At 27.8% G+C, this 13,323-nt stretch carries 13 protein-coding genes; 10 read left to right on the top strand and 3 right to left on the bottom strand.

What is annotated here, in order from left to right; genetic code table 11:
• Positions 1 to 94: 94 nt before the first annotated feature.
• Positions 95 to 673 carry a 30S ribosomal protein S3ae gene (locus ACA135_RS07185; protein WP_409198070.1) on the top strand — a complete coding sequence of 193 codons (579 nt, stop codon included), beginning with the start codon at positions 95 to 97 and terminating at the stop codon, positions 671 to 673.
• Positions 674 to 869: 196 nt separating this feature from the next.
• Positions 870 to 1,568 (top strand): TIGR00297 family protein, encoded by a 699-nt coding sequence (locus ACA135_RS07180; RefSeq protein WP_409198069.1) that lies wholly within the window; start codon positions 870 to 872, stop codon positions 1,566 to 1,568.
• A 48-nt stretch (positions 1,569 to 1,616) separates the two neighbouring features.
• Here the strand turns inward: ACA135_RS07180 and ACA135_RS07175 are convergent, their stop codons facing one another.
• Positions 1,617 to 1,781 carry a rubredoxin gene (locus ACA135_RS07175; protein ID WP_409198068.1) on the bottom strand — a complete coding sequence of 55 codons (165 nt, stop codon included), beginning with the start codon at positions 1,779 to 1,781 and terminating at the stop codon, positions 1,617 to 1,619.
• Positions 1,782 to 2,046: 265 nt separating this feature from the next.
• Here ACA135_RS07175 and ACA135_RS07170 point away from each other — a divergent pair, with 265 nt between their 5' ends.
• From ACA135_RS07170 to ACA135_RS07135, 8 genes are all read left to right on the top strand, one after another.
• Positions 2,047 to 3,285, top strand: a complete 1,239-nt coding sequence (locus tag ACA135_RS07170) for a 2,3-bisphosphoglycerate-independent phosphoglycerate mutase (protein ID WP_409198067.1) — start codon at positions 2,047 to 2,049, stop codon at positions 3,283 to 3,285.
• 32 nt (positions 3,286 to 3,317) lie between these two features.
• Positions 3,318 to 4,673, top strand: a complete 1,356-nt coding sequence (glmM, locus tag ACA135_RS07165; RefSeq protein ID WP_409198066.1) for a phosphoglucosamine mutase — start codon at positions 3,318 to 3,320, stop codon at positions 4,671 to 4,673.
• Positions 4,674 to 4,788: 115 nt separating this feature from the next.
• Complete coding sequence (gene glmU, locus ACA135_RS07160) at positions 4,789 to 6,096, top strand: bifunctional sugar-1-phosphate nucleotidylyltransferase/acetyltransferase (protein WP_409198065.1); 1,308 nt, start codon at positions 4,789 to 4,791, stop codon at positions 6,094 to 6,096.
• Between the two features lie 53 nt (positions 6,097 to 6,149).
• Positions 6,150 to 6,680, top strand: coding sequence for a gamma carbonic anhydrase family protein (locus tag ACA135_RS07155; RefSeq protein ID WP_409198064.1), 531 nt, complete (start codon positions 6,150 to 6,152; stop codon positions 6,678 to 6,680).
• Positions 6,681 to 6,715: 35 nt separating this feature from the next.
• Positions 6,716 to 7,813 (top strand): histidinol-phosphate transaminase, encoded by a 1,098-nt coding sequence (gene hisC / locus ACA135_RS07150; RefSeq protein ID WP_409198063.1) that lies wholly within the window; start codon positions 6,716 to 6,718, stop codon positions 7,811 to 7,813.
• 34 nt (positions 7,814 to 7,847) lie between these two features.
• On the top strand, positions 7,848 to 8,558 hold the full coding sequence (locus ACA135_RS07145) for an anaerobic ribonucleoside-triphosphate reductase activating protein (RefSeq protein WP_409198062.1): 711 nt from the start codon (positions 7,848 to 7,850) through the stop codon (positions 8,556 to 8,558).
• 42 nt (positions 8,559 to 8,600) lie between these two features.
• Entirely contained in the window at positions 8,601 to 9,737 is a 1,137-nt protein-coding gene (locus ACA135_RS07140) for a tetratricopeptide repeat protein (protein ID WP_409198061.1), read from the top strand.
• A 15-nt stretch (positions 9,738 to 9,752) separates the two neighbouring features.
• Positions 9,753 to 9,992 carry a hypothetical protein gene (locus ACA135_RS07135; protein ID WP_409198060.1) on the top strand — a complete coding sequence of 80 codons (240 nt, stop codon included), beginning with the start codon at positions 9,753 to 9,755 and terminating at the stop codon, positions 9,990 to 9,992.
• A 188-nt stretch (positions 9,993 to 10,180) separates the two neighbouring features.
• Here ACA135_RS07135 and glmM (ACA135_RS07130) read toward each other — a convergent pair whose 3' ends face one another.
• Together glmM (ACA135_RS07130) and ACA135_RS07125 are read right to left on the bottom strand one after the other, a co-directional pair.
• Positions 10,181 to 11,542: a phosphoglucosamine mutase gene (gene glmM / locus ACA135_RS07130; RefSeq protein ID WP_409198059.1), complete on the bottom strand. Its 1,362-nt coding sequence runs from the start codon at positions 11,540 to 11,542 to the stop codon at positions 10,181 to 10,183.
• A gap of 116 nt (positions 11,543 to 11,658) precedes the next feature.
• Entirely contained in the window at positions 11,659 to 13,311 is a 1,653-nt protein-coding gene (locus ACA135_RS07125; RefSeq protein WP_409198058.1) for an ATP-dependent DNA ligase, read from the bottom strand.
• Positions 13,312 to 13,323: the final 12 nt, after the last annotated feature.

The raw sequence follows: 13,323 nt of genomic DNA, 5'->3' as shown, positions 1-13,323 counted from the left end.
CTATGTTTTATCAATATAAAGAAAATTTTTATGATAATATTATTAATTAATTACAAAAAATACGGAAAATAAAATAAATAGAGGTTTGATTTAAATGGCAAAAGCAAAAAGACGACACGTACGTGATACTTGGAAAGAAAAAGATTGGTATACTATAAAAACTCCTGTAGCTTTTGGAGATAAGGAAATTGGAGAAACCCCTTCAAGAGATCCTGATTTTCTTGTAGGAAGAACAGTAGAAGTTACTATGAGAGAATTAACTGGTGATTTTTCTAAACAATATATTAAATTACAATTTGAAATTGATAATGTAGCTGGTGATGTTGCAAATACAAAATTCACTGGACATAAAACAACTACTGATTATGTTAGAAGTATGATTAGAAGAGGTACTAGTAGAATAGATACTCCTGTTATAATTGAAACAAAAGATGGACATAAAATGAAGCTTCATGTTTTAGCTGTTACTACTAGAAGAGCAAAATCTTCTCAACAAAAATTCATGAGAGAAACAATTACTGAATTAGTTAATAACATTGCTGTAGAAAAGAACTTTGAAGATGTTATTGAAACTTCTGTTAATGGTAGATTAGCAAGTGAAATTTATCATACTGCTAAAAAAATCTATCCTCTTAAAAGAGTAGAAGTTATTAAAAGTAAAGTATTAGATTAATTACTTTTCAGATTAAAGAATTTATTTATAAAATAAATTCTCTATTTTTCACTTTTTTTTAAAATCGTTTTTTATATTTTAAGTTTTTATTATTTTTTATTCTAAATTTCAATATTTATCCCTTAAATATAAATTAATAGTTATCTTTTTATGATTAAACTTATATAATATAAATAAATTATATTTAGTGGTTATTATGGAAGAAGCTTTAATGATTAATTGGGGTTATGTGATAATACTCTTCTTATTAGGATTTTTTGTGTATTGGAGAAAATCTTTAGATTTATTAGGTTCTCTTACAATGATAATAATGGGTATTGTAATCATATTTTCAGCTGGTGTAAGTTGGTTAATTTTAATTGTAATTTTTTTAATCATGAGTTTATTGGCCACAAAATTTGCAAAACCTTATAAAAATAGTATTGGGGAATATGAAGGTAGAAGAACGGCTAAAAATGTTATTTCGAATGGTTTGGTTGCTTTCCTTATGGCCGCGTTTGGTGGTTATTATTTGCCCTTTGTAGGTGGTTTTTTAGGTTCTATAGCAACAGCTACTGCAGATACTCTTGCAAGTGAAATTGGAGTTTTACAAAATCCAGTACTTATAACAACTTTTAAGAAAGTTAGTCCTGGTACTGATGGAGCTATATCCTTTTTAGGAACTGCAGTTGGAATTGTTGGTGCAGGTATAATAGGTTTTGCAGCTTTTATTTTAGGTATAATGCCTGATCCTTGGATGTCTATAAAAATAGCAATTATTTCAGGTACTGTGGGCTGCTTTATGGATAGCTTTCTTGGGGCAGTATTTGAAAGAAGAGATTATTTAAATAATGAGCATGTTAATTTATTGGCTACTATAACTGGAGCTATAGTGGGTATAATATGTGTATTATAAAAAATAGAAAAAAAAGAAATTTTTTTTATTAAAAAATTTTTTTAGAATTTATTCTTCAACTATAATGAAAGCTTCTTTACCTGCTGCACATTCCGGACAAGCCCAATCATCAGGTAAATCTTCTAATAAAGTTCCTGCTGGTATATTATATGCAGGATCGCCTTTTTCAGAGTCAAATTTATATTCACAGTGCATACATTCGTATATTACCATAAAATCACCTTTTTTTTTTTATTTTAATTTAAGTAATTCAAATTTTGTAATAACTTATATTTATTAATTTCTAAAATGTTTTTTACTTATCAAATTAATTTTATATTTTACAAAAATTTTTTATCAATATATAAAATTATATAAATCATTTTAAACTAAAACCTAATCATATATATTAATTTAGAAATTAAATTTAGAATTTTATTATATCTCATTAATGAAATTTAAATTTTCTTTAATTTTATTTTAAAAAGGTGATGAAAAAATGAAAGGAATTATATTAGTTATGGATGGAATGGGAGATCGTCCTTTAAAAGAATTAGATAATCAAACACCTCTTCAAGCAGCTAACACTCCAAATATGGATAAAATGGCAGAACGTGGTATTACTGGTATAATGGATTCTATAAGACCTGGAATAATACCTGGAAGTGATACAGCTCATTTATCTATTTTAGGTTATGATCCATATGAAGTTTATACTGGACGTGGACCATTTGAAGCATCTGGTGTTGGATTAGATGTTATTCCTGGAGATATAGCATTTAGATGTAATTTCTCAACAGCTGATGAAAATGGAATTATAACGGATAGACGTGCTGGAAGAATTAGAGAAGGTACTAAAGATATTGTAGATGTTTTAAATACTATGGTTATAAAAGGTTATGAAGATATTCAGATAATTTTTAAAGAATCTACTGGCCATAGAGCAGTTCTTGTATTGCGTGGGGAAGGTTTATCTGATAAGGTAACAGATGCAGACCCTAAAGTTGAAGGTAAAAAACCTAAAATAGTTGAAAGTACTGATGGTAGTGAAGAAGCTAAAAGAACTGCAGATTTACTAAATAAAATTGTTGAAAAATCCTATGAAATGGTAAAAAATCATCCGGTTAATATTGGACGTATGGAGGAAAATAAACCCCCTGCTAATATAATAATACCTCGTGGTGCAGGAGCTGTACCTAAAGTAGAACATATTAATGAAAAATATGAAGTTAATTCTGCATGTATAGCTGAAACTGGTTTAATTATGGGAATTGGACGATTTGCAGGTATGGATATTATTGAAATGGATGATGTTACTGGTGGTGTAGATACTAATTTGGATAATATTATTGATACAATAATTAATCAAGTAAATAATACAGATCACAATTTCTTTTTAATTAATATTGATGGTGCTGATGAAGCAGGTCATGATGGTAATGCAATTCAGAAAAAAGAATTCATTGAAAAAGTTGATAAAATTGTTATGAGTAAATTATTAAACCTTAAAAATGTTGTATTATTTTTAACAGCTGACCATTCAACTCCAATTTCTGTTATGAATCATTCTGGAGATCCTGTTCCTGTTATAATTAATAGTCCTGAAGTAAGGGTTGATGATGTTAAAGAATATAATGAATTTGCTGTTGCAAAAGGTGGATTGTGTAGAATTAGAGGATCTGATGTAATGAATATTGTTATGGATTTAATGAATAATTCTCATAAATTTGGTGCTTGATTAAATGAAAATTTTAATGGTTGTGTTTTTTAATGAGTAATGAGAATAAGAAACTTTTTGGAACTTCTGGGATTAGAGGTAAAATAGGTACAGAAATTAATGCAAATTTAGCTTTAAATGTTGGAAAATCTTTAGCTTCATATTTAAAAAATGAAGGGACTGTTGTTATTGGTTATGATACTCGAACAACCAATAAAATGTTGGAACAAGCTATTGTATCTGGTTTGATGGAAGGTGGAATAAACATAATTAAATTAGGTATGGTTCCAACACCATTAGTAGGTTATGCTACACTTAAATTAGGTGCTAATGCAGGAATAATGATTACAGCATCACATAACCCTCCTCAATATAATGGTATTAAATTATGGAATCCTAATGGTATGGCTTATACTCCTATTCAAGAAGCTGAAATAGAACAATTATACAATTCTAAAGCTTATGGAAATGTAAGTTGGGAATATATAGGTTCAGTAACTCATAATACTGAGATTAAAAAACAATATATGAATGATTTATTAAACACAGTTAATATTAAAAAAGGTTTAAAAGTTGTAATCGATGCAGCTTCTGGTGCAGGATCAGAATTATCTCCTATAATATTCAGAAAAGCTGGTTGTGATGTGATAACTCTTAACTCTCAAGTAGATGGATTTTTCCCTGGACGTAATCCTGAACCTAATAAAACTAATCTTCAAAATCTTATGAAAGTGGTTGTTGCTACAGGTGCAGATCTTGGAATAGCTCATGATGGGGATGCTGATAGAATGATGGCTGTTGATGAAAATGGGAATATATCAGAATTTGATAAGTTATTAGCCCTTATTTCAAAAAATTTTGGAGGGACAGTAGTTACAACAGTTGATGCAGGATTATGTATGGATGAAGTAATGGAAAAAGTTGGGGGAAAAGTAATTAGAACAAAAGTTGGTGATGTTGCAGTTGCTGAGTCCATTATTAAAAATGATGCTACATTTGGAGGGGAACCCTCTGGAACATGGGTGCACCCTGATTTTTGTATGTGCCCTGATGGTTTATTGTCTGGTCTTAGAATTGCAGAAATAGTATCAAAAGAAGGGCCTTTAAGTAAATTATTAAATGAAATATCTTCTTATTTCAGTATTAGAGAAAAAGTGGTTTGTTCTAAAGAGGATAAATTAAAGGTGTTCGAAAATATGGAAGAACAATTAAAAGAAGAATTTGATGATATTAAATATGTTAATTCTATTGATGGGATTCGTTTAACATTTGATGATGGAAGTTGGGTACTATTAAGACCTTCTGGTACTGAAGATTATATTAGAATTACTTTAGAAGCTAAAACTGAAGAAAAAGCAGAATTAATAAGACAAAAATGTGTATTTTTAATTGAAAAAAATCTTTCATGAATAATTCAATTTCACATAATTAAGAATTTTAGTTAATTTAAAATAATTCAATCAACAAATTAAATTAATAATTAAACTTAAAAATTTTATAATTTGCTAAGGAGGAAAAAAGCAAATGAAAGCAATAATATTAAGTGCCGGTGAAGGAACACGTATGCGACCGTTAACATTAACAAAACCTAAAACAATGTTACCTGTTGCAGGTAAACCTATTATGCAATATAACATTGAAATTTTAAGAGATAATGGTATTAAAGACATACTTTTAATTGTTGGGTATAAAGAAGATATTGTTAAAAATTATTTTAAGGATGGTAAAGAGTTTGGTGTTAATATTTCTTATAAAACACAAACTAATTTAGCAGGCACTGCTAATGCTATTGGTTATGGTGAAGATTTTATTAATGATAGTGTTATTGTTTTAAACGGCGATTTAATATTAAATAATGATATTATTGAAGAACTCATTTCAAAATATAATGAAAGTGAAGTAGATACTTTAATGGTTTTAAAAGAAGTGAACAATCCAAGTTCTTTTGGAGTAGTTGAAGTAGAAAATGGTTTAGTAAAAAACATTGTAGAAAAACCTAAAAAAGGAGAAGCTCCAAGTAATTTAATCAACACTGGAATTTATATTTTTAATAAAGATATTTTTGATAAAATTAATAAAACTCAAATCTCTTCAAGAGGAGAATATGAAATAACTGACTCATTATCAATGCAAATTGAAGAAAATAAAATAGTTAAAGCATATGTAACTACTAAAGATTGGATTGATGTGGGGCGTCCTTGGGAGTTAATTGAAATTAATGAAAGATTACTTAAAAAAATCAAAGGAGAAATTAAAGGAAAAGTAGAGTCAGGTGTAACTATTCATGGTGAAGTCTTCCTAGATGAAGGAAGCATCCTTAAATCTGGAGTATATATTGAAGGTTCAGTTTATATAGGTAAAAACTGTGATATTGGTCCTAATTCTTATATTCGTGGAAATACTTACTTCGGCGATAATGTACATGTAGGTAATGCCGTTGAGATTAAAAATTCTATCATCATGGAAAACACAAATGTTGGACATTTAAGTTATGTTGGAGATTCTGTTATAGGATCAAATTGTAATATTGCTGCAGGAACTAATATAGCTAATTTACGTTTTGATAATAAATCAGTTAAAACAATTATTAAGAATAAGAAAGAAGATAGTGGAAGAAGAAAATTAGGAGCTATAATTGGAGATAGTGTAAAAACTGGAATAAATTCAAGTTTTTCTCCAGGAGTTAAAGTTGGTTCAAGTTCAACTATTGGATCTGGTGTTTTATTATACCATGATGTAGGTTCTAATATGAGAATATTAGTTAAACAAGATTATATCATTCAAGATAAAACAACTAATGACCAGTGTTCATTAGATAATTTAAAAGATTAAATTAAATTTTTTTATATAAAACAAATAATTTTTATATTTAGGAGGAATAAAAAATGAATATTCACAAGTCAGCAAAAATTTTCCCAGGAGCTCATGTTGTAGGAGACGTTGATTTAGGGGAAAATGTTTCAGTATGGTATAATGCAGTTATTAGAGGAGATACAAGTCATATTTCATTAGGAAAGGATTCTAATGTTCAGGATAATTGTGTTCTTCATTGTTCTCCAGGTTTATCATTAAATATAGGTGAAAATGTATCTATCGGTCACGCTGCTGTTGTGCATGGATGTACTATAGATGATAATGTAATTGTTGGAATGAATGCAACTGTTTTAAATAATGCGCACATTGGTAAAAATTCTATTGTTGCTGCAGGTGCTGTTGTTACAGAAAATCATGAATTTCCAGACAATAGTTTAATAATGGGTACTCCGGGGAAAGTTGTTAAAGAAATTTCAGAAAAACAATTAAATTTAATTAAATTTAATGCTAAGCATTATGTAAATTTATCCAATGCATATGATGCGAATTTTAATTTTGTTAAAGATGCCCCAAAAATATATGATGTTGAATTTGAATTTTAATTAATAATCTTTTTTTTTAATGTAGGTATAAAAAAATGAATCCGAAAAAAGCAGTATTAGAATTAGATCCGTATGTTCCGGGTAGATCCAAAGAAGAAATTGTTAATGAATTTAATATAAATGAAAAGGATATAATTAAATTAGGTTCAAATGAAAATCCATGGGGTCCTTCTAGTAAAGTTAAGACTGCTATTCTAAATGAAGTTGATAATGTTAATAGATATCCAGAATCTGATTTAACTAAACTTGAATCAGAAATTGCAAATTATGCAGGTGTTAAACCTAATCAGGTTATTATTGGTGGAGATGGTGCTGATGAAGTTTTAGATTCATTAATTAAAACTTTTATCGAACCTGGTGATGAATTTATTGTTCCATTGCCATCTTACACATATTATGAGTTTCTTTTAAAACCTTATGGGGCAATACCAATTTATGGTAATTGGGATTTAAATAGTAATACTTTGGATGTTGATTCAATTTTAAATTCTTTATCTGATAAAACAAAAATGATTTTTTTATGTTCTCCAAATAATCCTACAGGGGCTGTTATTAATGAAGAAGATATTAAAACAATTTTAGATGCTACTAATGCTTTAGTAATTATTGATGAAGCTTATATTGAATATGCTGAATCTAATCATGTTAATTTAATTAAAGATTATTCTAATGTGTTTATTTTAAGAACTTTCTCAAAAGTTATGGGTCTAGCAGGTATGAGAATAGGTTATGGTTTATCTAATAGTGAGAATATAGAATATATGCATAGAATTAAACCTGTTTTTTCTCTCACTCGGCTATCTTATGTGGCGGCTTTAGCAACTTTAAAAGATAAAAAATTCATAGAAGATTCAATTATTAAAGGTAAAGAAAGTAGGGATTTATTATATGAAGGTGTTTCTAAAATCAATAAATTGCATGTTTTAAAATCTCAATCAAATTTTATGGTAATAGATGTAAGGGAAACTGGATTTACTGCAAATGAATTATCTTATGAATTGTTAAAAAAGGGCGTAATTGTTAGAGATTGTACTTCTTTTAAAGGTTTAGATGAATATTGGATTAGAATAAGTATTGCAACTATTGAAGAAGACAAAAAGTTTTTAAACATATTAAAAGAAGTTGTAAATTAAGTAAAAATATATTAAAAGGTAGGTTACACAAATTATGAAAATTGGAACTACATTAATATCTTCTGTTGAATTTCATGGGAATATGTCTTTAGTAATTTTCTTAGCAGGTTGTCCTTTAAGATGTCCTTATTGTCATAATGGTGAAATTTTAGAAGATGGTGATGATATTGATATTGGTGAAGTTTATAAAGTAATTGATGATTCCAAAGATTTTATTGATGCAGTTGATGTATCTGGAGGGGAACCACTATCACAATTAGATGATTTGATAAGTATTCTACGTGTTGCTAAAAAATTAGGATTAAAAACTAAATTAGATACAAGTGGAGTTTATCCAGATAGATTAAAAAAAGTTTTAGATTTAAATTTAGTTGATTATGTTGCAATGGATATTAAATCTCCTTTTGAAAAATATGAAACCATAATTGGTTCAAATATTGGGGAAAATGTTAAAAAAAGTATGGAATTAGTTAATCAATATGATAAAACCTATTTGGAATGTCGGACTACTTATGTTCCGGGTTTACTTAAACCTGAAGATATTATTGATATAAGCTATGAAATTAATTGTAATGTTTATACCTTACAACAGTTTAGAAATAGAAGTGTTCTTGATGAAGATTTAAAAGATATTGAAAGTCCTAATCCTCATGAATTGAAGGATATGGCTAAAAAAATAAAATCAATACTTAAAGACTCAGTTATTAAAGTGAAAAGTGCAGAATTTGGAGAGGAAGTTATTTAAATTTTCTTTTTCATGTTTTTAAAAAAATTTTAGAGGGATTAAATGCCAATATTGTCGTTTGGAAGTCAAAATATTAATATTATTACTCAAAAAAAGAACATGACAATACGTAAATTATGGAAAAATCCTTTAAAAGTAGGGGATCGTTTATACTGTTATTGGAATTTAATTTCTAAAGAAAAAAAGAAAGTTTTTGAAGCTCAAGTTACTAAAGTTGATTTGATTAAATTTAAAAATTTAAAACATAATGACAAATTAGCAAAAGAGGAAGGGTTTCTTAATGCTCAAGAAATGACTAAAGAATTTAAGAAGATGTATGCTGAAGATATTAATGATGATAATATTTTTCAGGTAATCTATTTTGAAAAATTAAATATTGAAGATTGGATTGGAGATAAAATTGATGAAAAAGCCATGATTACCCAAAGAGCAGATATACTTTTTGATAGTGGTAAATATGATAAGTCTGTGTTGTGTTATTCAGCGGCTTTAGGGTTTGATTCTGAAGATATTTATTTATTGAATAAAAAGGGAGATAATCTCTCTCGTTTGGGTAAATTTCATGAAGCTATTGGTTGTTATGATAAAGCTATTGAAGTAAACCCAAATAATGAGTATATACTAAATAATAAAGCAATTGCTCTTTTAAATTGTGAGCGTATTGAAGAGGCTCTTGAAGTTAATGATGAGGCTGTTAAAATAAATCCTGAAAATACTGTAGTTTTATATTGGAGAGGTTTTATTCTTCAAGTTTTAGGCAGATTAAATGAAGCTCTAAATATTTATGATAAAATTTTAAGTATAGATGATTCTGATCCTCAAGTTTGGAATGCTAGAGGAAATCTTTTAAATGATTTAAATAACCCTGAAAAGGCTTTGGAATCTTATGATAAAGCAATGGAGTTATGTTTTGATGATTCGGATATTGATGCTTCTGCTCAAAATAGAAAAGGCAATGCTTTGTTAGATTTAGGGCGTTTTCAAGAAGCTTTAGATTGTTATAATAAAGCTATTAATCTTGAAAATGATAATCCAATTTTTTTATTAAATAAAGGTATTGTTTTAATGGAATTAGAGGAATATCAAGAGGCTTTAAGTTATTTTATTAAAATTTTAGCTAAGCATCCAAATAATGAGGATGCTCAATTTTTGAAAGAGGAATGTTTAGAAAATTTATAATTTTTGGGTTTTTTTATGTGGTATGATTTAATTTTGATTGCTTTGGCTTTTTTGATACCTGGAACAAGTCAAATTATTTTAGGTAAATTAATTCCAGGTTTGATTTTTTTCTTAATATTTTTAATAATGATTGTTGTTGATCATTTTACTCATGATTATCAAGGTAAACATGAAAAATTGATTACTGTAAGAGTTATAATTTATATTGGGTTTTGTTTAATATCTGCATTATATACCTATTTTTTATTGGTATAACTTTTTATTAAAAAAGTGTAAGAACATATACCTTAAGTTTTCTAATTTTTTTAATTTTTTCATGTATTGCTTAAATTATTTAATTACCTTATGTTTTTTATTAAAGTTTTAATATTTATTTCTATTTAATTAGTCAATTCTTTTAAATTTTTAATAGAAAAAATAAAGCAATTTTTAAATTATTATGTTTATTTTAAATATTTTTTAATTAAAGAAATACCCCATTCTGTCATTTCAGTAGATTTTTTTTGAGAATCTGATTCTGCAAAACATCTAAAAATAGGTTCAGTTCCGGAAGGTCTTATAATAATCCAACCATCTTCTTTTAATATCTTCACTCCATCTGTAGTGTCTATTTTATAATTAGTTGTTTCTTTTATTTCCTTAACAATACTTTTCATAATTTCTGATTTTTTATTATCAGGACATTCAATTTTCATTTTTTCAGAATAATATTTTGGTAATTCTTTAACAAGTTCATATAATGATTTTTTTTCCTTAGCAATTATCTCTAATATCTTAGCTACAGTCATTGCAGCGTCACGACCATAAACAAAGTTTGGGAAAATAAGGCCACCGTTTTCTTCTCCACCAAAAAGACCATTTTCTTCTTTTAATTTTCTTGCTACAAGTAAGTCTCCTACAGCGGTTGTTATAACTTTACCATTATACTGTTTAGCTATATCATAAATTGCAGTTGAAGTTGCAACAGTAGTTACTATAATTCCTCCATTGTTTTCCTTTAACATTTGTTTTTCAACTAATGAAAAAGTTTTATCTCCTAAAACAAAGTTTCCTTTATTATCAATACAAATAGTTCTGTCTGCATCACCATCATGAGCTAAACCTAAATCAGCATTTAAAATTTTTACAGTGTTTATTAATTCTGTTAAATTTGGTTCTATTGGTTCAGGGTTACGTCCTGGGAAAAATCCATCAGCTTGACAATTTAATGTAGTTACTTCACATCCAAGCTTTCTTAATATGTAAGGTGCTGTGAAAGAACCAGCTCCAGAACCACAATCGACTACTACTTTTAAATTTGCATTTTTTATTGCATCTACATCTACTCTTTTAAGAGTTTCTTCAATATATTCGTCTATAATAGATTCATTAATACAATATTTTCCCATTTCATTCCATTTAGCTCGTTTAGGTTCTTTATCAAAGTATAATTCTTCTATTTTTAATTCCATATTATCGGGAGTACCAATACCAAATTCATCTACAAATTTTAGTCCATTATACTTTGGAGGATTATGTGATGCAGTAACTATAATTCCACCATCATAATATGTTCTAACAGCATATTGTATTGCTGGAGTAGGTAAAATTCCAAGGTCTATTACATCACAACCTGAAGATAATAATCCTGCGGTTATAGCATGTTTTAACATAGGAGTACTTGTTCTTGTATCTCCTCCAATAGCCACAGTTCCTTGAACTAATGTACCATAACATGCTGCTAATCGGGATGCAAATTCCGGATTTAAAACTTCGTTTGCTATTCTTCTAACTCCAAATGTCCCAAATAATCTTTTATTTGCCATAAATCAAATCACCATTAATATTATTTTTAAAAATATATCCTATATATTGGAATTCATAAATTATTATAGTATTTATTTTATATTTTTTTAATTATAAATTTTTTTTAAAAAAGAATCTATTCTTTATACATAGATTTCAATCTTTCTACAGTATCAATATCTTCTAAGCCTTTATCGTCACGAATTCTTTTCACTACAGGGAATCTTAAAGAATAACCTGCATCATATTCTGGACTTTTAACGATTTCACTATATGCAATTTCTAAAATTATTTTAGGCTTAACAATAATTTTTGTACCTTTTTCGTTAATTTTATATTTTTCCATCATTTTTGTTAATTTTGCTAAGGTTTCATCAGTTAAACCAGTAGCTACATGAGCAACAGTTTCTAATTCTTCATCATCATTTCTAAGAGCTACCATGTAGGATCCAATAAAATTACCTCTTTTACCTATACCATATGTTCCCCCAACAACCACAACATCTAATGTTTCCGGTTCAGCTTTAAATTTTAACATTTTTTTGCCACGAATTCCAGGTATATATGGTTCTTTGGCATCTTTAATCATTATTCCTTCATGCCCTTCGGCAATAGATTTTTCAAATAATCTTTTTGCATCTTTAAGATTATCTTCATTAACCATAGCTTTTTCACTAAGATTTAAATTATCACTTTTTGTATTAACAATTTTTTCAAGAATCTCTCTTCTTATTTTAATTGGTTCATCCAATGTTGGTTTTTTATAATATAAAAGATCGTATAAATAAACTTTAAGAGGAACAGACTCAATAGCTTCTTCAATATTATATTTTCTACGGACTCTGTGTAATATATTTTGGAAAGATAAAGGTTTACCATTACGTGTTGCTATGACTTCACCTTCTGCAATATAATTTTCATCCGGAAATGCCTCACGAATTTCATTTACTATTTCTGGAATAGCTTTTGTAATATTTTCTAATCGTCTAGTAAATATTGTTATATTGTCTCCATTTTTATGAACTTGCATACGTATTCCATCATACTTAGTTTCACAAAGAGCTTCACCCATCTCTAATATACTTTCATCTATATTAGGAGATAATTGTGCAAGCATAGGTTTAACAGGTTTTCCTGGGGTTAAAGACAATTTTTTTAGTCCATTTTCGCCCTGATTTTTTCCTACTTCTGCAACAAGTCCTAAATCATTTGTTAACATATAAGCTCTTTCAGTGACACTTTTATTTATATCAAAAGCATCAGAAATGGCGTCACGAATAATTCCTTCACCTACTCCAATTCTTAATTCTTCAGTTATTGTTCTAGTAATATATTTGGCTTCTGTTCCAGAAGCTGAAGATAATAACTCTAAAATTATTGAAATCTTTTTGTTGGTTGAATTATTACCAGAAATAGTTGCTAATTTTTTTAAGTTACTAAAAACAAATTTGATACTTAGGGGTTGTGAAAAAAAAGTAGTTTGGCTCTTTTTAGAATATAATTTTTCAGCAGCTGCTCCAATATCCCCTTGGTCCCTTATTTGATTTTCAACTTCATTTTCATTTACTCCAATAACTTTACTAATAGCTTTCATTACGAGTTTATCTCCGATTCCCATTTCTTGTTCACTGTAAAATGGAAATACTTTCCCTAAAGCTAATAAAGTTACAATAGGTAATGTTTCATCATCTACCTTCTTAAAAAAATTAGCTAAAATATCTGTTTTTTTTAATCTTTTAGTAGTATTACTCAATGCTTCATAAACATTTACAAGTTCTTGGTACTTCATTTAATTAAATTC

The organism is Methanobrevibacter acididurans (assembly GCF_046197875.1).
Lineage (GTDB): Archaea > Methanobacteriota > Methanobacteria > Methanobacteriales > Methanobacteriaceae > Methanobrevibacter_A > Methanobrevibacter_A acididurans.
The sequence above is the reverse complement of the archived record's forward strand: the minus strand, read 5'-3'. Positions and strand labels throughout refer to the sequence as shown.